At 71.8% G+C, this 20,324-nt stretch carries 20 protein-coding genes; 6 read left to right on the top strand and 14 right to left on the bottom strand.

Translation table 11 applies throughout. From position 1 onward, the window contains the following. Positions 1–17: 17 nt before the first annotated feature. The 3 genes from G9H71_RS00235 to G9H71_RS00245 are packed head-to-tail and all read left to right on the top strand — an operon-like array spanning position 18 to position 2,187. Complete coding sequence (locus G9H71_RS00235) at positions 18–1,064, top strand: iron-siderophore ABC transporter substrate-binding protein (protein WP_166276206.1); 1,047 nt, start codon at positions 18–20, stop codon at positions 1,062–1,064. A gap of 52 nt (positions 1,065–1,116) precedes the next feature. Continuing rightward, positions 1,117–1,914: an NAD-dependent epimerase/dehydratase family protein gene (locus G9H71_RS00240; protein ID WP_331272624.1), complete on the top strand. Its 798-nt coding sequence runs from the start codon at positions 1,117–1,119 to the stop codon at positions 1,912–1,914. 48 nt (positions 1,915–1,962) lie between these two features. After that, positions 1,963–2,187 carry a hypothetical protein gene (locus G9H71_RS00245; RefSeq protein ID WP_166276212.1) on the top strand — a complete coding sequence of 75 codons (225 nt, stop codon included), beginning with the start codon at positions 1,963–1,965 and terminating at the stop codon, positions 2,185–2,187. Positions 2,188–2,279: 92 nt separating this feature from the next. Here G9H71_RS00245 and G9H71_RS00250 read toward each other — a convergent pair whose 3' ends face one another. Then, positions 2,280–2,780, bottom strand: a complete 501-nt coding sequence (locus G9H71_RS00250; RefSeq protein WP_231133958.1) for a hypothetical protein — start codon at positions 2,778–2,780, stop codon at positions 2,280–2,282. 21 nt (positions 2,781–2,801) lie between these two features. Beyond that, the gene (gene polA / locus G9H71_RS00255; protein ID WP_166278754.1) at positions 2,802–5,519 is read right to left on the bottom strand and encodes a DNA polymerase I; all 2,718 of its coding nucleotides are present in this window, start codon (positions 5,517–5,519) and stop codon (positions 2,802–2,804) included. A gap of 160 nt (positions 5,520–5,679) precedes the next feature. Here polA and G9H71_RS00260 point away from each other — a divergent pair, with 160 nt between their 5' ends. After that, positions 5,680–6,093: a PaaI family thioesterase gene (locus G9H71_RS00260; protein ID WP_166276215.1), complete on the top strand. Its 414-nt coding sequence runs from the start codon at positions 5,680–5,682 to the stop codon at positions 6,091–6,093. A gap of 63 nt (positions 6,094–6,156) precedes the next feature. On the opposite strand, the gene G9H71_RS00265 is transcribed toward G9H71_RS00260, so the two are convergent. From G9H71_RS00265 to G9H71_RS00290, 6 genes are all read right to left on the bottom strand, one after another. After that, positions 6,157–6,645 carry an SRPBCC family protein gene (locus tag G9H71_RS00265; RefSeq protein ID WP_166276218.1) on the bottom strand — a complete coding sequence of 163 codons (489 nt, stop codon included), beginning with the start codon at positions 6,643–6,645 and terminating at the stop codon, positions 6,157–6,159. Continuing rightward, positions 6,642–6,983, bottom strand: a complete 342-nt coding sequence (locus G9H71_RS00270; protein ID WP_166276221.1) for an ArsR/SmtB family transcription factor — start codon at positions 6,981–6,983, stop codon at positions 6,642–6,644. The genes G9H71_RS00265 and G9H71_RS00270 overlap by 4 nt, the downstream gene beginning before the upstream one ends. A 112-nt stretch (positions 6,984–7,095) precedes the next feature. After that, positions 7,096–7,980 carry a carbohydrate ABC transporter permease gene (locus G9H71_RS00275; RefSeq protein WP_166276224.1) on the bottom strand — a complete coding sequence of 295 codons (885 nt, stop codon included), beginning with the start codon at positions 7,978–7,980 and terminating at the stop codon, positions 7,096–7,098. 1 nt (position 7,981) lies between these two features. Next, entirely contained in the window at positions 7,982–8,968 is a 987-nt protein-coding gene (locus tag G9H71_RS23200) for a carbohydrate ABC transporter permease (RefSeq protein ID WP_166276227.1), read from the bottom strand. Positions 8,969–8,975: 7 nt separating this feature from the next. Then, positions 8,976–10,328: an extracellular solute-binding protein gene (locus G9H71_RS00285; protein ID WP_331272626.1), complete on the bottom strand. Its 1,353-nt coding sequence runs from the start codon at positions 10,326–10,328 to the stop codon at positions 8,976–8,978. Between the two features lie 26 nt (positions 10,329–10,354). Next, on the bottom strand, positions 10,355–12,682 hold the full coding sequence (locus G9H71_RS00290) for a family 43 glycosylhydrolase (RefSeq protein WP_166276230.1): 2,328 nt from the start codon (positions 12,680–12,682) through the stop codon (positions 10,355–10,357). 117 nt (positions 12,683–12,799) lie between these two features. On the opposite strand from G9H71_RS00290, the gene G9H71_RS00295 reads away from it, so the two are divergent. After that, the gene (locus G9H71_RS00295) at positions 12,800–13,744 is read left to right on the top strand and encodes a glycoside hydrolase family 43 protein (RefSeq protein WP_166276233.1); all 945 of its coding nucleotides are present in this window, start codon (positions 12,800–12,802) and stop codon (positions 13,742–13,744) included. A gap of 59 nt (positions 13,745–13,803) precedes the next feature. Here G9H71_RS00295 and G9H71_RS00300 read toward each other — a convergent pair whose 3' ends face one another. After that, positions 13,804–14,388: a GNAT family N-acetyltransferase gene (locus G9H71_RS00300; protein ID WP_166276236.1), complete on the bottom strand. Its 585-nt coding sequence runs from the start codon at positions 14,386–14,388 to the stop codon at positions 13,804–13,806. A 197-nt stretch (positions 14,389–14,585) separates the two neighbouring features. Between G9H71_RS00300 and G9H71_RS00305 the strand changes: the two genes are divergently transcribed. Then, the gene (locus G9H71_RS00305) at positions 14,586–15,386 is read left to right on the top strand and encodes a DUF554 domain-containing protein (RefSeq protein WP_166276239.1); all 801 of its coding nucleotides are present in this window, start codon (positions 14,586–14,588) and stop codon (positions 15,384–15,386) included. Between the two features lie 19 nt (positions 15,387–15,405). Here the strand turns inward: G9H71_RS00305 and G9H71_RS00310 are convergent, their stop codons facing one another. The 5 genes from G9H71_RS00310 to G9H71_RS00330 form a co-directional block, all read right to left on the bottom strand. Further along, positions 15,406–16,119 carry an ABC transporter ATP-binding protein gene (locus G9H71_RS00310; RefSeq protein ID WP_166276242.1) on the bottom strand — a complete coding sequence of 238 codons (714 nt, stop codon included), beginning with the start codon at positions 16,117–16,119 and terminating at the stop codon, positions 15,406–15,408. Continuing rightward, a complete protein-coding gene (locus G9H71_RS00315) occupies positions 16,109–16,885 on the bottom strand; it encodes an ABC transporter ATP-binding protein (protein ID WP_166276245.1) in 777 nt (258 codons plus the stop codon). The genes G9H71_RS00310 and G9H71_RS00315 overlap by 11 nt, the downstream gene beginning before the upstream one ends. After that, the gene (locus G9H71_RS00320; protein WP_166276248.1) at positions 16,882–18,006 is read right to left on the bottom strand and encodes a branched-chain amino acid ABC transporter permease; all 1,125 of its coding nucleotides are present in this window, start codon (positions 18,004–18,006) and stop codon (positions 16,882–16,884) included. Before G9H71_RS00320 ends, G9H71_RS00315 begins: the two co-directional genes overlap by 4 nt. Then, positions 18,003–18,965, bottom strand: a complete 963-nt coding sequence (locus G9H71_RS00325) for a branched-chain amino acid ABC transporter permease (RefSeq protein WP_166278760.1) — start codon at positions 18,963–18,965, stop codon at positions 18,003–18,005. Before G9H71_RS00325 ends, G9H71_RS00320 begins: the two co-directional genes overlap by 4 nt. A gap of 126 nt (positions 18,966–19,091) precedes the next feature. After that, positions 19,092–20,294, bottom strand: coding sequence for a branched-chain amino acid ABC transporter substrate-binding protein (locus G9H71_RS00330; RefSeq protein ID WP_166276251.1), 1,203 nt, complete (start codon positions 20,292–20,294; stop codon positions 19,092–19,094). Positions 20,295–20,324: the final 30 nt, after the last annotated feature.

Here is a 20,324-nt window from a genome sequence, read left to right on the forward strand (position 1 = left end):
GCACGTCAGGAGCCCTCATGCCCCACGCCCCCTCGCCGCTGCGCCACCTGCGACGGCGTGCCGCCGTCGCCCTGAGCGTGCTGACGGTCGGCCTCGTCGCCGCGTGCGGCGGCTCCGACGACGGCGACGCCGCTGACAGCGGGGCGCAGCCGTCCGGCTCCGCGAGCGCCGGGGCGTTCCCCGTCTCCATCCCGCACGCCCTCGGCACCACCACCGTCGAGGAGCAGCCCGAGCGCGTCGTGACGCTGGGCTGGGGCAGCCAGGACGTCGCGCTGGCACTGGGCGTCGTGCCGGTGGGCATGCCGAAGTTCACCTACGGCGGGAACGCCGAGGGGATCCTCCCCTGGGACGAGGACAAGCTCGCCGGCGCCGAGCCGACGCTGCTCGACGAGAGCGACGGGGTCCCGTTCGAGGCCGTCGCCGCCCTGCAGCCGGACCTCATCCTCGCCACGTACAGCGGCATCCAGCAGGCCGATTACGACCGGCTCGCCCAGATCGCGCCGACCGTCGCGTACCCGAAGACGCCGTGGCTCACCAGTTGGCAGGAGCAGACCACGCTGGTCGGCACCGCGCTGGGCAAGGCCACGCAGGCGCAGCAGCTGATCGCCGACACCGAGGCCGCGATCGCCAAGGCCGGCGCCGACAACCCCGTGCTCAAGGGCAAGACGTTCACCTACGGCAACGCCGCCGGGCCGGGCGCGATCTCCGCCTACGTCGCGGGCGACCCGCGCGTCACGCTGCTCACCGCCATGGGGATGCAGCCGGCGCCGGGCATCGAAACGCTGGAGCCGGGGACGGGCCAGTTCTACGCCGATGTGAGCATCGAGCAGGCCGACACGCTGGACTCCGACGTGCTCGTGATGTGGTACGGCTCGGCGGACGTCCAGAAGCAGGTCGAGGCCCAGAAGCTGTTCCAGGAGCTGCCCGCCGTCCAGCGCGGCTCCTACGTGGCGCTCACCGACCAGAGCTTCGTCTTCGCCACGTCGGCTGTCAGCGTGCTCAGCATCCCCTGGTCGCTCGACACCTTCGTCCCGCAGCTGGTCGAGGCCGCCGAGAAGGCTTGAGCCGTCGGTCGGCCACGCCTAGCGCCGGCGGCAGCCGGGGAGGATGCGCCCCGTGAGCGACTCGTTCTGGGTGATGACCGGCGCGGCCGGCGGGATCGCGCAGGCTCTGCGTCCCGGGTTGCGCGACCTCGTCGGACGCTGGCGGCTGCTCGACTCCCGGCCCGTGCCGGACGGCGACGCGCACGGCGACGAGTCCCGCGTCGTGGACCTGCGCGACCGCGCGGCGCTGATCGAGGCGGTGCGGGGCGCCACCGGAGTGGTGCACCTCGGGGGGCTGGCCTCCGAAGCCGACCGCGAGGACATCGTCGAGGTCAACGTCCTCGGGACGGCCCACGTGCTCGAGGCCGCCCGGCAGGCCGGCGCGCGGCGCGTCGTGCTGGCGAGCAGCAACCACGCGACCGGGTTCTACGGCGTGGACGAGCGCATCGGCCCGGGAGCGCCTCCCCGGCCGGACTCGTTCTACGGCGTCAGCAAGGTGGCGGGCGAGGCGCTCGGCAGCCTCTACGTCGACAAGTTCGGCCTCGAGGTCGCCTGCATCCGCATCGGGCACTTCGCGGAGCGGCCCGAGACGGCGCGCGACCTCAGCATCTGGATCAGCCCCCGCGACACCGTCGCCGCCTTCTCGGCGGCGATGACGTTCGCCGATCTGCGCTTCAGCGTCTTCTACGGCGTCTCGGCCAATACACGCGGCTGGTGGGACATCGAGCCCGGGCGGCGCATCGGCTACGAGCCGCGGGATGACGCGGAGGCGTACGCCGGCACGGTCCCCCCGGTGCCGGACGACGAGACGGGCCGGCTGCAGGGCGGGGAGTTCGTCCCCGCGGCGGCCACGCTCGACCCGCAGCGCTGAGCATTCAACCGAAGGAGTGGCCCACATCTCAGCTATGACGGGCTTCTCGTGGGTAACACGTTCGCCGTGCTGCCCCCTCGCTCCCGCCGGATCCTCGCCCGCTGGCTGCTCGTCCTCGCGCTGGCCGAGGTCCTCGTCGCCGGCGTGGGCATGTGGAAGGCCGGCTGGCCGTTCGTCGCCCAGTTCCTGCTCGTGACCGTGTGCATGACGGTCGCGGCCGCCCTCGTCGCGCCACCGCAGGCCGCCTCGCGAGCGCAGCGCCCCCTGACCTGAGGCCGGGCCGAGCGCCTGGCGGCACGGATCCGCGGCAGAGGCCCGCTCGAGGCCCTTCCGGCCGCCGTGTTGCCCCCCCGTTGCCAGCGCCCTCAAGGCAGCTCGACGGTCTCCGCCCGCCAGATCTCCCCGAACGCCAACTCGAGGTGCGAGCGGAGCGGGCGCCGGGACCGCCGCAGGAGCGCGGCGACGAGCAGCGGCGCCTGCCCGGCGAGCTCGACCGGGCGTACGCTGCGCGGCCTCTCGGGCCCCTCAGGAGTGTCGACCTCGTGGATGCCGAGCGCACCCGCGACGACGGACACCAGCACTTCGGTGTCGACCGCTGCCCAGGCCGCCGCCCCGCGCACCGCGTCGTCGAGCGCGTCGAGCACCTCGTCGGCGGCGAGCCCGTCCGGATAGACGTCCTCGAGCAGCTGCCGGACGACGGCCCCCAGCACCAGCCCGACCCGCTCCGGCTCCTGGACGGCCAGCCGCGCGACGGCCTCGTCGTACGCCGGCGCGTCGTCGCCTCGGGCGGCCTCGACCGCGTCGACGACCGCGTCGGCGAGCTGGCGGGCAGCGGGCGGCAGCTCGCCCAGCCGGATGGAGACCACGGGGACCTCAGCCGCGCGCCGTCAGTGCCCGGCGTCCTGCCAGGTGCGCCCGACGCCGACGCTCACGTCGAGCGGCACGGACAGGCTCGCGGCCGCGCCCATCTCCCGGCGCAGCAGCGCCTCCAGCTCCTCCCGCTCCCCCGCCGCCACCTCGAGCACGAGCTCGTCGTGGACCTGCAGCAGCATCCGCGACTTCAGCTTCGCTGAAGCCATCGCGATGTCGACCTTGAGCATCGCGACCTTGACGATGTCGGCCGCCGAGCCCTGGATCGGGGCGTTGAGCGCCATGCGCTCGGCCATCTCCCGGCGCTGCCGGTTGTCGCTCGTGAGATCCGGCAGGTAGCGCCGGCGGCCGAGCACGGTCTCGGTGTAGCCCGACAGCCGGGCCTTGGCCACGATGTCGCGCAGGTAGTCGCGCACCCCGCCGAAGCGCTCGAAGTACTCGTCCATGAGGCCCTGCGCCTCGTCGTAGCCGATGGTGAGCTGCTTGCCCAGCCCGTAGGCCGACAGCCCGTAGGCCAGCCCGTAGGACATGGCCTTGATCTTGGCCCGCTGCTCCAGCGAGACCTCCGCCGGCGGGACCCCGAACACCCGCGACGCGGTGAAGGCGTGCAGGTCCTCGCCCGACTGGAAGGCCTCGATGAGCCCGGCGTCCGCGGACAGGTGCGCCATGATCCGCATCTCGATCTGGCTGTAGTCCGCGGTCATCAGCGACTCGAACCCGGGGCCGACGACGAACCCCTCCCGGATGCGCCGCCCCTCCTCGGTGCGGATCGGGATGTTCTGCAGGTTCGGGTCCGTGGAGGAGAGCCGGCCCGTCGCAGCGATGGTCTGGTTGAAGGTCGTGTGGATCCGGGCGTCGTCGCGGACCTCCGCCAGCAGGCCCGTGACCGTCTGCTTGAGCCGGGACGCGTCGCGGTGGCGCAGCAGGTGGGCCAGGAACGGATGCTCGGTCTGGACGTAGAGCGACTGCAGCGCGTCGGCGTCGGTCGTGTAGCCGGTCTTCGTGCGCTTCGTCTTCGGCATCTTGAGCTCGTCGAAGAGCACGACCTGCAGCTGCTTCGGCGAGCCGAGGTTGATCTTCTTGCCGATCACGGCGTACGCCTCGTCGGCCGCCTGCTTCACGTGGTCCGCGAAGTAGGCCTCGAGGCCGCCCAGGTGGTCGAGGTCGACCGCGATGCCGTCGCGCTCGAGCCGCCCGAGCAGCGGCACGAGCGGGAGCTCGACCTCCTGCAGGAGCGGCCCCTGCCCCTTCTCCTCCAGCTCCACGTCGAGCGCGTCGGCGAGGTCGACGACCGCCCGCGCCCGCAGCATCGCCGACTGCGCGCGGGCGTCCTCGTCGACGCCGTCGAGCGAGAGCTGCCCGTCGTCGGCGCCCTCCGCCCGCAGCTCGCGCTGCAGGTAACGGATGACGAGGTCGGACAGGTCGAAGGTGCGCGTGTCGGGGCGGGCGAGGTAGGCCGAGAGCTGGGTGTCGCTGGTGACGCCCGCCAGTGACCAGCCGCGCTCGCGCAGGGCGTGCAGCGGCCCCTTCGCGTCGTGCAGCGCCTTCGGCCGGTCGGGGTCGGCCAGCCACTCCCCCAGGGCCGCGTCGTCGTCCGGCAGCAGTGTCGTCGGGTCGACGTACATGGCCGTGCCGTCGCCGGCCGCGAGTGCGAGCCCGTGCACCTCGCCGGTGCCGCTGCGCCACGTGCCGACGACGTGCACGCCCGTGCGGGCGGCTCCGGCGGCGTGGGCAGCGAGCCACTCGCGGACGGTCCCGGGGGCGAGCACCTGCCCCGCCATCTCGAAGCCCTCGTCGGCCGTCGGGGCCTCGGGGGCGAACGCCTCGTAGAGCCGCTCGCGCAGGACCCGGAACTGGAGGGTGTCGAACACCTGGTGGACCGCGTCCCGGTCGAACGACTGCCACACCAGGTCGTCGGGCTGGACGTCGATCGGGACGTCGCGGCGCAGCTCGGTCAGCTCGCGGTTGCGGATGACCTGGGACAAGTGGTCACGCAGCGCCTGCCCGGCCTTGCCCTTGACCTCGTCGACGCGGTCGATGATCGCGTCGAGCGAGCCGAACTCGACGACCCACTTGGCGGCGGTCTTCTCCCCGACCGAGGGGATGTTGGGCAGGTTGTCGCTGGGGTCGCCGCGCAGGGCGGCGAAGTCGGGGTACTGCGTCGGGCTCAGCCCGTAGCGCTCCTGCACGGCGTCGGGCGTCATCCGGGAGATCTCGCTGACCCCGCGCTTGGGGTAGAGCACGGTGACGTTGTCGCTGACGAGCTGGAAGGAGTCCCGGTCGCCGGAGCTGATGAGGATCTCGTAGCCCTCGGGCTCGGCGCGGTCCACGAGCGTGGCGATCACGTCGTCGGCCTCGAACCCCTCGGCCGTCACGACCGGGATGCGCAGGGCGTCCAGCACCTCGCGGATGAGCGGGACCTGGCTGCCGAACTCGCTGGGCGACTTGGTGCGGTTCGCCTTGTAGTCGGGGAAGGCGGTCGTACGGAACGTCGCCCGGCCCACGTCGAACGTGCAGGCCACGTGCGTCGGCCGCTCGTCGCGGAGCATGTTGATCAGCATCGAGGTGAAGCCGTAGACCGCGTTGGTCGGCTGGCCCGTCGAGGTGTTGAAGTTCTCGACCGGGAGCGCGTAGAACGCGCGGTAGGCCAGCGAGTGGCCGTCGAGAAGGAGCAGGCGCCCGCCCGTGCCCACGCGTGTGCCGAGCTCCGTGCCCGGCTCGGCCCCGGCCTCCACCGTGCCTGCCGTCGCGCCGCCCGTTGCCGTCGTCCCACCGCTTCCTGCCACGCCCTGAATCGTAGGCGCGACCGGGGACAGCCCCGTCTCGCCTCTCGCTCCGGTCCCGCCGTCCAAGGCGTGGGCCGCCTCCCCGGCGCGGCGGTTCTAGGCTCCGGTCATGGACCCCCACCGTGTGCCCGGCCCGGGCGCCCCGAGCTTCCCCCCGAGCGCGCTCACCGAGCGGATGGGCATCGTCGTGACGGAGGCCTCGGCCCAGCTCGTGCGCGGGACCATGCCGGTCGAGGGCAACACCCAGCCCTTCGGCGTCCTGCACGGCGGCGCGTCGGCGGTGCTGGCCGAGACGCTCGCGTCGGTCGGCGCGACGTTGCATGCCGGACCGGGGCGCGCGGGAGCCGGCATCGAGATCAACGCCAGCCACCACCGGCCCGGGCTCAGCGGGACGATCACCGGCGTGGCGACCGCGGTGCACCTCGGCCGCACGCTCGCGACCTACGACGTCGTGCTCACCGACGAGGAGTCGCGCCGGGTCTGCTCGGCCCGGGTCACGTGCGCGCTGCGCGACCTGCGCTGACCCGCGGACGGGCGTCGCTGCCGACCCCTGTTCGCCCCCGGTGCCCCCGCCGGCTGCGCCTCGTCACACCGGCGCGAGCAGGCCGTCCATCTGCTCGACGGCGGACGACATGCCCTCCGCCATGCCCATCTCGACCAGCTGGTGCATCTGCTCGTCCGTGGCGAAGTGCGACGTGATCGTCATCCGCGTGCCGCCGGCCGCTTCCTCCAGCGCCACCCGCACGGTGACGGTCGGCATCCCCGCGTCCGGGTTGCCCTCGGCGTCGCCGAATCCGTCCTCGAACTCCAGGGAGGAGGGCTCGTCGAGGGCCACGAAGCGCCACCAGCCGTGCGCCTTCTCCCCCTCCGGGCCGGTCATGTAGTAGCGCGACTCCCCGCCAGGCTCGGGCTGATGCTTGGTGAACGTCGCGGGCCAGGTCGGCGGCCCCCACCACCGCTCGAGCCGACGCGGGTCCACCCACAGCTGCCAGACGGCGCTCGGCGGCGAGGCGAGCTCCGCGACGATCGTGAAGGTCCGGGCAGCGGCGTCCGGGGTCGTGCTGACGACGGTCATGGCGTGTCCTTCCGGGAGTCCTCGGCGAGCAGCTCCTCCATGCGCCCGATCCGGCCGCGCCAGAGCTCCTCGTAGTCGTCGAGCAGGCGGCCGACGGCCCGGACCGTGTCGATCTCCCCGCGCACCAGCTGCTCCCGCCCGCGCCGCTGCTTCGTGACGAGGGCGGCCCGCTCGAGCACCGCGACGTGCTTCTGCACGGCGGCGAAGCTCATCGCGTACCCCGCGGCGAGCGTCGAGACCGAGGCCGGCTCGCGGAGCACCCGCGTCACGATGTCGCGTCGCGTCGGGTCGGCCAGGGCCGCGAAGACCCGGTCGGGGTCGACCTGACGTGCAACCACAAGGTTGTACGTTACTCGCCGGCAGTGGCGCCCACAACCCCTTCACGCCCGGTCGGGACGGCGACGGGCCAGGGCCGCCGGAGCAGCCCTGGCCCGTACCGCCGCGAGCGCGTCAGCCCTTGAGGCCGGAGCGCGAGACCCCCTCGATCACGAACCGCTGCGCGAAGACGAACAGCGCGAGCACCGGCGCGCTGGCGATCACGGCACCGGCCATGATCAGGTCGTAGCGCACATTGTTCGCCGACTGCAGGGTCGACAGCCCCGGGGGCAGCGTCTGGGTCTCGGGGCTGAAGAGGACGTACACCGGCCACAGGAAGTCGTTCCAGTTGGTGAGGAACGCCAGCAGCGCGAGGGTCACCAGGGCCGGGCGGGACAGCGGCAGGACGACGCGCACGAAGATCTGCCACTTGTTCGCGCCGTCGAGCACGGCCGCTTCCTCGAGCTCGTTCGGCAGCGACAGGAAGAACTGACGCAGGAAGAAGACGCCGAACGCCGAGGCCGCCGTCGGGATGATGACGGCGAGCAGGGTGTCCAGCCACTGCAGGTTCCCGACGATGAGGTAGTTCGGGATGATGAGGATGACCGGCGGGACGAAGAGCGTGGCGATGATGAGGCCGAACACGACCTTCTTGAACCGGAACTCCATGCGTGCCAACGGGTACGCCGCCATGGCCGCGGTCGCCACGACGAGCGCCGCATTGCACGCCGCCGCGATCATGCTGTTCACGAACCACCGCAGCACCGGCGTGCCTTCCGCGTCGAGGATGTCGCGGTAGGCCTGCAGCGTCGGCGTCTCCGGGATCCACGTCGGCGGGACGGCCGTGGCCTCCTGCCGCGTCTTGAACGACGTGACGAGCATGAAGATGAGCGGGCTGATGAACAGCACGGCGAGGACGATCAGGACGACGTAGCGCAGCGCGAGCTTGCCGCCCTTGCGGCGCCGGCCTGCAGGTGCCGCCTCCTGGGGGGCGGGACGGGTGTCGACGACGGTCGCCATCTCAGGCCGCCTTCTTCTCGCGGAACAGCCAGAACACCGCCAGGCTGAGCACCATGAGGAACAGCGTCAGCACATAGCTCATAGCGGCCGCGTCACCCATGCGGAAGTTGCGCAGCCCGGTCTCGGTGATCGTGTAGATGACGGTGCGCGTCTCGGTGCCGGGCTGCCCGAGCGTCATCAGGTAGGACTGCCCGAACATGTTGACCGACGCGATGATGGTGACCATCGTGACGAAGGACGTCACCGGGCGCAGCCCGGGCAGCGTGACGTTGCGGAACCGCTGCCACGCGTTGGCGCCGTCGACCTTCGCCGCTTCGTAGAGCTCGGCGGGGATGTCCTGCAGCCCGGCGAGGTAGATCACGGCGTTGAACCCGAGGGTCCACCACACCGTCACGCCGACGAGGGCGACCCAGGCCTCCGGCACCGAGGTGAGCCACGGGATGTCGTCGGGCAGCCCGACCACTCCCATGTAGTGGTTGACGATCCCGATGTTGCGGTCGAGCAGGAAGCGCCACAGCACGCCGATGACGGCGACACCGAGGACGTACGGCGCGAAGTAGACCGCCCGGAAGAGGTTGCGCCCGCGGAACCTCTGGTTCATGACGATGGCGACGGCCAGCGGGACGATCAGCAGCAACGGCACGCTGAAGACCGTGAAGATGGCGGTGGCCTGCATGCCGTCCCAGAAGGGGCCGGCGGTGATGGAGTCGGAGTCGAAGAGGTTGGTGTAGTTGCGCAGCCCCACCCAGGGCTTTCCGGGCAGGGTGTAGTCGTAGTCGTGCAGGCTGATCCAGAACCCGTAGACGATCGGCGCGACGACGAAGGTGCCGAAGAGCACGAGATAGGGCAGCAGGAACAGCCACGGCGTCGCCCACGACGTCAGTCGCCGGCCCGACGGGGCGCGGCGTGTGGTGGAGACCTCCAGGCGGTCGGGTGCCAGCGGTGGCGCCGCGACCTCCTTCGTCGTGGGACGGGTCGAGGAGCTCACGGTCGGGTCACCCGAACTTCTTCTTGTTCTCCTCCATCAGCTTGGAGGCTCTGGACGCCTGGGACTTCAGCGCGTCCGCCGGCGACTCCTTGAGCAGGGTCGCGTTCGCGACCGCGATCTCGAGCGTCTGCGCCTGCACGTCACCGAGGCCGGGCACCGGCGGCAGGAACTTCAACGTGTCGATCTTCGCGGCGATCGGGCCCTGCGGCGAGTCCTGCACCTGCGCGGTCTCGCGGACCGACTTGCGCGCCGGGATCATGCCCGCGCCCGCCCATTCGGCGGACTTCCGGCTGATCCAGTCGATGAAGACCTTGGCCGCCTGGAGCTTGTTGTCGTCGCCGGTCGTCTGCCGCGTGATGTAGAAGTTGTGCGAGTTGGCCCAGACGTGGTCCATCTCGCCGATCTTCGGCACCGGGGAGAGCGTGTTCTCCACGCCCGCGGACTTCAAGTCGTTGATCTGCCAGATGCCGTCCCACGTGATGGGCACCTCGCCGTTCTTGAACGCGACGTACTGCGAGTCCTGCGCGACGTTCTTCGGGCTGTAGCCCTTGTTGATCACATCGACCATCCACTGCAGCGCGGCGACGCCCTCCTCGGAGTCGAAGGTGGCCTTCGTGCCGTCCTCGGAGTACGGCTCGCCGCCGTTCTGCCAGAGCAGCGAAAGGAACATCAGGTGAGCAGGCCACCGCGTCGGCATCCAGAACGGGTTGGCGGTGCCCGACGCCTTCAGCTCGTCCAGCGCGGCCGTGAAGGACTCGCCGTCCGTCGGCATCTCGCTGATCCCGGCCTTCTGCATCGGCGCAGGCAGCGAGTACATCGCCAGCGAGTGGACGTCGAGCGGGATGCCGTAGCGGGCGTCCTGGTAGATGCCCGCCTGCCACACCTCGGGGGTGAAGTCCTCCTCGGTGAGGCCGATCGCGTTCGCGACGTCGTCGACCGGCACGATCACCTTGCGGGCGGCGTTGGTGGCGAGCTGGTCCAGGTGCATCGCCCCCACGTCCGGTCCCTTGCCGGCCGTGACCGCCGCCGGCATGCGCTGGTAGTACTCGGCCCACTGGACCGTGTTCTCCGCGATCTTGATGTTCTGGTGCTCGGCCATGAAGTCCTTGACCAGCTGCTTCATGAACGGGCCGTCGCCGCCGGTGAAGCCGTTCCAGTAGGACAGCGTCACGTCGGGACCGTCGTAGGTGCCGCTGAACGTCGCCGCCGGCTGCGCGCCGCCGCCTGCGCCCCCGGCCGCCTCACCCGCGCTCTTGCCCCCGCCGCACCCCGCGATCAGCGCGCCGGCGGCGGCGCCCACGCCGAGGCCCATGAAGCGGCGGCGGGAGATGGACGATCCGAAACCAAGGTTGTCGTTCACAGGAGCCTCCTTGCTCTTGCTGCGCGTCAGCGCCGGTAGAGGTGGAACCAGTCGAAGTCGGCTGTCGCGCCGGCCCCGCCGTGGGAGATCAATCCGATCCGGACGTCTACCCCGGCCGGGAGGGTCCATGTGCCCCCGTGGGCCCAGGTCATGCCGTCGCGGCTGGTGGAGGCCCGGAGCAGGTGCTCCCCCGTCCCCGACGTCGTGTGATGGATCCGCAGCCAGGTCGTCTCCGCCGGCGGCCCCACGATCGTCCCGCCGTACGCGAGCCGGCCGGCGTACGGCATCTCCTTGCCGAACTCCGTCTGCCGCGTGTTCCAGATCGCCACGTGGCTCAACCGGGCCCACAGGTCGTCGTCGACGTACGCCACCAGCCCGGCCTGGGAGTAGTTGCGCACCTCGTCGACCCCGAGGTCGATGCTCAGCTTCGTCTCGGCCGTCCACTCGCCCGGCGGCGGCGTACGCAGCAACAGCGAGACGTCCGCCCCGGGGCCGCCGAGGTCGCCGGCCTCGGTCGGCCAGCGCAACGCGCCCCCCGTGACCGTCCCGCGCGGGGCGCGGACCCACGACCAGCCCGCGCCGAGCGCGGGGCCGTCGAACTCGTCGCTGAAGGCGGGGTCGAGCGTGCCGGGCGCCGACGGCGGGACGGGCGGCGCGGGCGGGTCGGCGGCGGGCAGCGCGCTCAGGTTGTCGACGTCGGTCCCGGTACCGGTGCTCACCACACCCGCTCGTCCGGAGGCCCGCAGCTCTGCGTGGACGGGCAGCGTCACGGTGGCCACCGGGTCACCCAGCCGGGCGAAGCTCAGCTCCGCGTACGCCCGGTCCCCGCGCAGCTCGAGGGCCGCGCTGTGCCAGGCCGCCAGGTCGAACCCCGGGGGCACCGGGGCCGACGCGCGCGTCACGGCGCCGCCCCGGTCGTACGCCTCGAGCGTCAGCAGCCGCGTGGCCGGGTCCACCAGCGCCACGACGCCGTGCCCGGGCCGGCCGTCGGGCCGCTGGGCCGCGGCCAGCCCGGCCGGGGCGCCGAAGCGTTGGCGCAGGTCGGCCTCGACCCGCACCTCCTCGCCCGCCACGTGCGTGAGCAGCGTGGACCGGCCGGGGCCCGCGACGGCGTACGCACCGGTGGCCGGCCCGCTCGCCGACGCCCAGCTGCCGTCCCGTGCCCAGCCGCGCAGCCGCTCCTCGAAGCCGACGACGTCGCGCCCGCTGACCGTCGGCCCGGGCTGCGGCGTCTCGCTCGGCCCGAGCCCGCCACGCAGGACCGGCCAGCCGTCGACCCAGTCGAGCCGGTCCAGCAGCATCGGCCGCTCGTTGATGCCCTCGGTGCCCTCGAGGTAGGGGTCCGAGCGGTCGATCGCGTGGTAGACGGCCCAGTCCTGCCCGGCCAGGTCCGTGACGAGGGCGTTGTGACCGGTGCCGATCCAGCGGTTGCCGTTCTGGTAGATCGTCGGAGTCCCACCGGCGCGGGACTGGTCGAGCGGGACGCCCTCGCGGTCGACGTACGGCCCGCGGACGTCACGCGACCGCCCGACCTGGACGCTGTAGCCCGTGGTCGGCCCGGCGCAGCAGTTGGCGGTGGAGGCGAAGAGGTACCACCAGCCGTCCCGCCGGACGACGTACGCGCCCTCGAACTTGTTGTCGACCGCGACCCGTGTCGCCGGGCTGGTGGTGGACCGGCCGTCGGCGGCCAGCGGGGCGACCCAGATCCCGCCGTAGTAGGACCCGTAGAAGAGGAACTGCTGCCCGCCGTCGCCGACGACGACGTGCGGGTCGAAGGTCCAGAGGAAGTTGCCCGGCTCTCCCGCGCCGCCGCGCCGCGGCCCGACGACCGGAGCTCCGGAGTCGGTCCAAGGCCCGCCCGGGGTGGGGGCCGTCGCCATGCCGATGGCGTTGTCGTTCGGCTCGGCCGTCGCCGTCGTCTCGGTGACGACGTAGTAGAGGCGGTACTCGCCGTTGACGTAGCGGATGTCCGGCGCCCACAAGGCCGCACCGCGCGACCGGTCCGCCCACGCCGGCACGCTCGCCTCGGAGAAGGCGTCGCCGACGTAGGCCCACGTCGTGAGGTCGCGCGAGCGGGAGATGGGCAGCAGGTGGCGCCGCCCCTCGCCCTCGAGCAGGGGGTCGGTGGTGCCGTACGCGTACCACCAGCCGTCCTTGCCGCGGATCACCGCGGGGTCGGCGTATGTGTCGGCGAAGCCGGCGCTGACCGGGTTGGAGTACGCGGGCCCGGCCGGTGGGGCGGCCCGCACCGGCCGGGCGCCGACGGCGTCGGGCAGCGTCGCGGCCAGCATCGCGCCCACGGCGAGCAGCGGCAGGGCCAGGGGTGTCGGACGTCTGAACCCGGGTACAGCCATCGTTCCTCCCGGAGGGGCGGCCGGCTCCGTTGCCGGGCACTTCTCCCTCTGGTTGCCGAAAGTTACACCGATCCCCCGAATTAGCAAGCGACCGGCCGAGGATGTACTAATCCTGATATGTCATTCGACTACCAGAACCCGGTGCACCCGGACTACTTCGCCGACCCCTTCGTGCTGCGCACGGGCGGCCGGTACGTCGCCTACGGCACCGGCCGCGTCGTCGGCGGCCGCGCGTTCGAGGTCCTGACCTCCGACGACCTTGTGTCCTGGTCGTCGGCGGGCGGAGCGCTCGAGCGCGTCGGCGAGGAGCTGGGCGGCGACTACTGGGCGCCGGAGGTCGCCGAGCACGCGGGCCGGTGGTGGATGTACTACTCGGTGGGGCACGAGGACAAGGGCCACCACCTGCGCGTCGCCGTGGCGGACGACCCGCTCGGGCCGTTCGTGGACTCCGGCATCGACCTCACCCCCGACGAGCGGTTCGCCATCGACGCGAGCCCGTTCCGCGACGACGACGGCACGTGGTACCTCTTCTTCGCCCGCGACGTCCTCGAGGGCGAGCGCGTCGGGACGATGGTCGCGGTGGACGTGCTCGAGGACATGACCCGGCTTCGTGGCGACGCGCGGACGATCCTGCTCCCGTCCGGGGACTGGCAGATCTTCCTGCGGCAGCGGGAGATGTACGGCCAGGTCTACGACTGGCACACCCTCGAGGGGCCGTTCGTGCGCAAGCACCGGGGCCGCTACTACTGCTTCTACTCCGGGGGCAACTGGGGCGAGGAGACCTACGGCGTCGCGTACGCCGTGGCCGACTCCCCGCTCGGCCCGTGGACGGAGCCGCAGGGTGTCCCACCGCTGCTGCGCACCGTCCCGGGGACCGTGATCGGGCCGGGCCACAACTGCGTGGTCGCCAGTCCCGACGGGCAGGACGTCATGGTCTACCACGCCTGGGACAGCGCACGGACCGCGCGGCGCATGTGCATCGACCCGGTCGTCTGGACCGACGACGGGCCGCGGGTGCTCGGGCCGAGCTCCGGGCCCACGAGCTTGGCGCGCCGCGGCTGAGGCTGCGGCGCGCTCGGCCCGCGACGAGTCGGGGCGGTTCCTGCGCCGCCTCGCGCGGGCTACTCGGCCAGCCGGGCCACGCGCAGCCGGCTGCGCGAGCGCAGCGAGCGACGACGCGCGACGACGCCCTCCACCGCCTCCGGGACGCCCGCGTCGGCCGCGAGCCGGCGGCGCACCGTCGCGACGGGGGCAGCACGGCGGACGACCATCGGGGCGAAGCCGAGGCGGGCGTAGAACCGGTTGGCGTCGCGAGCGGTCGGCAGCGTGCTGGTCATGACGTGGTCAGCGCCCATCTCCTCGGCGTACGCGGCCGCGGCGGCGACGAGGGCGTGGCCCACTCCCTTGCGCCGGAACCCGTCGCGCACGTGCATGAAGTGCAGGTGCACCGACTGGACGTCGAAGAGCGCGGCGTAGGGCTGGTGGGTCAGCACGGCCATCCCGGCGACCTCGCCGTCCAGGGTCGCCACCACGATCCGCAGGTCCGGGTCCTGGTCGGCGCGCTCCAGCCGGGCCCTGACGCCGCGCTCGGAGGGCACCGGGGCCGCACGGTCCCGGGAGAGCTCACGCAGCTCGGACCACATCTCGACCAGGGCGGGCACGTCGGCCGGGACGGCCGCGCGTACGGAGACCGATGGGCGTGGCACCGCTCCTCCTGTCGGGACGGGCACGCGCGAGCACACGACGCGGGCGTGGGCCCGCGAACGGTCGAAACGGCGTGCGATGACCGGCCCCCCCGTGCACCGTAGGCTCTGCTGCGATCAAGCCCGCGCGGAGCCTATGACGAGATCAACATTTCGGCTAGCCCGGGCCGTCGAATTCGCCAGCAAGGAGCTCCCGCCTCGTGTTCGTCGGTGCCGGCACGGTCCTGAACATCGCCACCATCCTCGTCGGGACCGCCATCGGGGCCCGGCTCGGGGAGCGGCTCCCGGCCCGCACCCGCGACGTGGTGACCGACGGGCTCGGGCTGACGACGCTCCTGCTCGGCGGCCTCAACGTGGTTGCCGTCAACGACGCAGCGCTGTCGGAGGAGGTGGGCGACGCCGCGCCGGTCCTCATCGTGCTCGGGTCGCTGCTGCTCGGCGGCATCGTCGGCTCGCTCATCGGCGTGGAGGAGCGGCTGGAGGCGATGGGCGGGCACATCCGCCGCGCGCTGACCCGACGCTCGGCCGCGGAGGCCACGGCGACGGCCGGGGCGGAGGGCGAGGCGGCGGAGTCCGCAGCGCACGCTGCCCGCGAGCGGTTCATCCAGGGCTTCGTGACCGCCAGCCTGGTCTACTGCGTCGGCCCGCTGGCGATCCTCGGCTCGCTCTCGGACGGGCTCGGGCTCGGCATCGAGGAGCTGTCGCTGAAGGCGGCCCTCGACGGCTTCGCCTCGGTGGCCTTCGCGGCGTCGCTGGGCTGGGGCGTGGGCGCCGCCGCGTTGCCGGTCGCGATCGTGCAGGGCGCGTTCACCCTCGTCGGCGCACTGCTCGGCGAGGTCGTCCCCGACGCCCACATCTCCGCGATGACCGCCGTGGGCGGCCTGCTGCTCGTCGGCGTGGCGCTGCGCCTGCTGCGGATCCGGGCCGTGCCCGTCGCCGACCTGCTGCCCGCGCTGCTGGCCGCCCCGCTCCTCGTCGCGCTGGTCTCCGCGCTGCGGTGAGGGGGCGGCCGGCGGCGGCTCAGTGCGAGATGTCGCCGCCGAGGTAGGCGGCCCGCACCGACGGGTCGTTCAGCAGCTCGCGGCCCGTCGCGCTGCGCACGACGCGGCCGGTCTCCAGGACGTACGCCCGGTGCGCGAGGGCCAGCGCCTGCGCGGCGTTCTGCTCGACGAGCAGCACGGTCACGCCCTGCTCGTTGATCTCCTGGATGATCTCGAAGATCTGCTGGATGATCTTCGGCGCCAGGCCCATCGACGGCTCGTCCAGCAGCAGGACCTTCGGCTGGGCCATGAGCGCGCGGCCGATGGCGAGCATCTGCTGCTCGCCGCCGGACAACGTGCCGCCCGCCTGCTTCTGCCGCTCCTTGAGCCGCGGGAAGAGGGAGAACACCCGCTCGACGTCGGCCGACACGTCGCCCTTGCGGATGTAGGAGCCCATGTGGAGGTTCTCCAGCACCGTCAGGCCAGGGAAGATCCCCCGGCCCTCCGGAGCCTGGCACAGGCCCAACGCCACCCGCTCGTGACCGGGGACGTTCGTGATGTCCCTGCCCGCGAGCCGGACGGCGCCCTTGGCGACCGAGCGGAGGCCCGAGATGGTCTTGAGCGTGGTCGTCTTGCCCGCCCCGTTGGCGCCGATGAGCGCGACGATCTCGCCCTCGTCGACGGCGACCGTCACGCCCTTGAGCGCGGCGATCTTGCCGTAGTAGACCGAGATGTCATCGATCTCAAGAAGCATCTGCGGGCGCTCCCAGGTAGGCCTCGATGACGCGCGGGTCGTTCTGCACCTCGGCAGGCAGCCCCTCGGCGATCTTCTGGCCGAAGTCGAGGACCGCGACGCGGTCGCTGATGGTCATGACGAGGCTCATGTCGTGCTCGATCAGCAGGACGGAGACGCCGGTGTCGCGGATGCGCCGGATGAGCGCCTGCAGCTCGACCTTCTCCGCCGGGTTCATGCCGGCGGCGGGCTCGTCGAGCAGCAGGAGCTTGGGCTCGGTCGCCAGGGCGCGCGCGATCTCCAGCCGCCGCTGGTCGCCGTAGGAGAGGTTCTTCGACGTCTCCCCCGCCACCCGGCGGATGCCGACCAGGTCGAGCAGCTCCAGCGCCCGGGCCTTGCCCGCACGCTCCTCCTTGCGGTGCAGCGGCAGCCCCAGGATCGCGTTGATCGGGCCGGTCTTGTGCCGGGCGTCGGCGCCGACCATGACGTTCTCGAGCGCCGTCATGTTGGAGAAGAGGCGGATGTTCTGGAACGTCCGGGCGATGCCGTGGCGGGTCACCTTGTGCGGCCCGCCGCCGGTCTTCAACTGCGTCCCGGCGAACGTGATCGTGCCCTCGGTCGCCTGGTAGACGCCGGTCGTCACGTTGAAGACCGTCGTCTTGCCCGCGCCGTTGGGCCCGATCAGCGCGAAGATCTCGCCCTCGTCGACGTGCAGGTCGAGATTGTTGACGGCCGTCAGGCCGCCGAAGCGCATGGTCAGCCCGGACAGCTGCAGCAGGGTGCTCACTTCTTGTCCACCTCGACCGTCTGAGTCGCAGCCGCTCCCACCTCGGCGCCGAGGGTGCCCATGCCGCCGCTGCCTTCTTGCAGCTCCGCCTTCCGTCTCGCGTTGGGCAGCAGGCCCTGCGGACGGAAAAGCATGATGAGCACCAGGGCGGCGCCGAAGAAGAGCTGGCGGAACTCCTGGAACTCGCGGAAGCGCTCGGGCAGCCAGGCGACGAGGAACGCGCCGAGGATGACACCGGCGATGTTGCCCGAGCCGCCGAGGACGACGGCGGCGAGGATCAGCGCCGAGAGCACGAACGGGAAGTTGTCCGGCAGGATCGCCGTGGTGCGGCTGGCGTAGACCGCGCCACCCGCCCCGGCGATGCCCGCGCCGATCGCGAACGACGCCAGCTTGAACTTCAGGGTCGGCACGCCCATGAGCTCGGCGGCGTCTTCGTCCTCCCGGATCGCGGCCCAGGCGCGGCCCACGCGGCTGCGCTCGAGCCGCTTGCCGATGATGATGACGAGCACGATGAGCCCGAGCACGAGGTACCAGTACGGCTTGGTGCTCAGGGCGCCGAACGTGAGGTCGCCGATGGCCGGGGGCCGCGGAACGTTGGTGACGCCGCGCGGGCCACCGAGCCAGTCGGTGTTGTTGGCCGTGACGCGGATGATCTCGCCGAACCCGAGGGTGACGATCGCGAGGTAGTCACCGCGCAGTCGCAACGTCGGCGTGCCCAGCAGCAGGCCGGCGATCATCGAGAGCAGGATGCCGACCGGCAGCGCCTCCCAGAAGCCCCAGCCGTACTCCGAGCCGAGGATCGCGCCGGTGTAGGCACCGATCGCGAAGAACGCGACGTAGCCGAGGTCGAGCAGGCCGGCGTAGCCGACGACGACGTTGAGCCCGAGCGCCATGAGGATGTAGAGCCCGATCGGGAAGACGAGGACCGAGGCCCAGTCGTTCTGCGGGCTCATGATGTCGGCGACGCCGGGGATCGACGGCAGGGCCGCCGCCAGCGCCACCAGCGCGATGTAGACGACCCAGCGGACCGGGGTCGGCAGGCCGCCGAAGCTCGGGACCGGCGTACGCGGCCGGCCGCTCCCGGCGCCCTTGAGACGCCCCTTGGACAGTGCCGTGCTCATGCCTTGGACCTCCCGAGCGCCTCACCGAGGATGCCGTTCGGACGGAACAGCAGGACGAGCACCAGGATCGAGAACGTGATGACGTCCTTCCACTCGGCGCCCCAGATGCTCGCGCCGTAGTTCTCGACGAGCCCGATCGTCAGACCGCCGAGCAGGGCGCCGCGCAGGTTGCCGATGCCGCCGAGCACCGCCGCGGTGAATGCCTTGATGCCGAGCACGAAGCCGATGATGTAGCGCGTCTGGTCGAAGTAGACCACGTAGAGCGCGCCGGCCAGGCCGGCCATCGCGCCGCCGATGAGGAACGTGAGGACGACGACCCGGTTGATGTTGACGCCCATGAGGACGGCGCTCTCGCTGTCCTGGGCGGTGGCCCGGATGCCGCGGCCCAGGCGCGTGCGGTTCACGAAGCGGTCGAGCACGATCATCATCAGGATCGCGGCGACGAAGACGAGCAGCTTGTCGTTGCGGACGATGCCGTCACCGATGCTGAAGAGCTCGGTCTTCTCGAGGACGCGCTCGCTGTTGACGTAGTCACGGCCGCTCGCGTGCAGCTCGCCGTTGCTCCAGCGGAGGGCGAAGACCTCCTGCAGGAAGAGGCTCGCGCCGATCGCGGAGATGAGCGCCGCGAGCCGGCTGCTCCCCCGGGTGCGCAGCCGGCGGTACGCGACGCGCTCGAGCACGACCGCGCTGGCGCCCGACGCGGCCATGCCGGCGGCGGCGGTGCAGAACAGCACGAGCACGAGCGTCAGGCCGCTGGCCGGGCCGCTCAGGCCGAACAGGGAGATCGTCCCGACCGACGCGAACGTGCCGATCATGAAGATCTCGGAATGCGCGAAGTTGATGAGGCGCAGCACGCCGTAGACGAGCGTGTAGCCCAACGCCACCAAGGCGTAGATGGACCCGATCGTCAAGCCGTCGATGGTCGACGACCAGAACAGGTCAACGAAGTTACTCACGATGCCTTTCCCAGGACTGGGGCCCGCCTACGCAAGGCGCTGGGCACGGAACAGCACAGACAGGACGCCGGGCCCGGCACGCCGGAATGGCGTGCCGGGCCCGATTCGCACGCGGCTAGCCGCGCGCCGTCACTGCACCTTGGCGCTGGAGTACTCGCCGAGGGAGATGATCTTGCCGTCCTTGACCTGGTGGATGTAGGTCGTGCCGGTCTCGAGCTCGCCGACGTCGTTGAACTTGATCGGCTTCGAGACGCCCTGGAAGTCGATGTTGCTCAGGGCCTCGTTGATGGCCTCACCCGTGGTGGCGCCGCCCTCGAGGGCCTTGATGATCGCCGTGGCGGCGTCGAAGGCCTCGGCCGAGTAGGTCGCCGGGGCGGTGCCGTACTCGGCGGTGTAGTCGTCGATGAACTTCTGCACGGCCGCGTCCTCCGACGCGGTCGCCAGCACGCAGGTGCAGGACAGGATCGAGCCCTCGGCGGCGTCACCGGCGCCGTCGATGAACTTCTGGTCCAGCGTGCCGTCGCCGGAGACGAACGTCGCCGTGACGCCGCCGTCGCGCAGCTGCTTCACGAACTTCGCGGCGGAGGAGTAGTAGCCGCCGTAGAAGATCGCCTGCGGGTTGGCCGACTTGATCTGGTTGACCGTCGAGGAGTAGTCGTCGGCCTCGGGGTCGATCGAGTCGCGCGTGGCGACGGTGCCGCCCTGCTCGCCGACGGTCTTGTTGACCACGTCGGCCAGGCCCTTGCCGTACTCGCTCTGGTCGTCGATGACGGCGACCGAGGTCGCGGGCAGCGACTTGACGATGAACTCGCCGGCGCCGGGGCCCTGCACATCGTCGTTCGCCAGGACGCGGTGCCAGAACTTCCACCCGTTGGTGGAGAGCGCGGCGTTGGTGGCCGAGGCGGAGATGTTGGCGATCTTCGCCTCCTCCAGGACCGGCACGGCCGTCTTGGACTCGCCGGAGAAGGCCGGGCCGACGACCGCGACGACGCCGTCCTGCGCGACCTTCGGCGCGAGGGCGGTGGCCTGGTCGGGGGCGCCGGTGGTGTCGTACTGGATGAAGTCGACCTTGGTCGCCGGGTTGGTGGCGTTGTACTGGTCGAACGCCAGCTTGGCGCCGTTGTACTCGTTGATGCCCAGCTGGGCGTCGGGGCCGGTCAGGGCGCCCATGAAGCCGACCTTGACGGTGGCCGAGCTGCCACCACCGGAGCTGCTGGACTCAGCGGGGCTGGCACCGCTGTCGCCGTCGTCGTCGCTGCCGCAGGCCGTGACGCCCAGGGCAAGCGCCGCGACAGCAGCGAGGACGGATGCCCGTCGCCGGACGTTGCGCACTGCGTTCTCCTCTCGTGCGGCCGGCGCGAG

Origin of the sequence: Motilibacter deserti (genome assembly GCF_011250635.1) — a bacterium.
In the GTDB taxonomy this organism is placed as follows: domain Bacteria; phylum Actinomycetota; class Actinomycetes; order Motilibacterales; family Motilibacteraceae; genus Motilibacter_A; species Motilibacter_A deserti.

What these genes read in the sequence shown, in the direction of transcription:
- G9H71_RS00235 (WP_166276206.1), top strand. Translation starts at nt 18, where the DNA reads ATGCCCCACGCCCCCTCGCCGCTGCGCCACCTGCGACGGCGTGCCGCC.
- G9H71_RS00260 (WP_166276215.1), top strand. Translation starts at nt 5,680, where the DNA reads ATGGACCCCCACCGTGTGCCCGGCCCGGGCGCCCCGAGCTTCCCCCCG.
- G9H71_RS00265 (WP_166276218.1), bottom strand. Translation starts at nt 6,645, where the DNA reads ATGACCGTCGTCAGCACGACCCCGGACGCCGCTGCCCGGACCTTCACG.
- G9H71_RS00275 (WP_166276224.1), bottom strand. Translation starts at nt 7,980, where the DNA reads ATGGCGACCGTCGTCGACACCCGTCCCGCCCCCCAGGAGGCGGCACCT.
- G9H71_RS00290 (WP_166276230.1), bottom strand. Translation starts at nt 12,682, where the DNA reads ATGGCTGTACCCGGGTTCAGACGTCCGACACCCCTGGCCCTGCCGCTG.
- G9H71_RS00295 (WP_166276233.1), top strand. Translation starts at nt 12,800, where the DNA reads ATGTCATTCGACTACCAGAACCCGGTGCACCCGGACTACTTCGCCGAC.
- G9H71_RS00310 (WP_166276242.1), bottom strand. Translation starts at nt 16,119, where the DNA reads ATGCTTCTTGAGATCGATGACATCTCGGTCTACTACGGCAAGATCGCC.
- G9H71_RS00320 (WP_166276248.1), bottom strand. Translation starts at nt 18,006, where the DNA reads ATGAGCACGGCACTGTCCAAGGGGCGTCTCAAGGGCGCCGGGAGCGGC.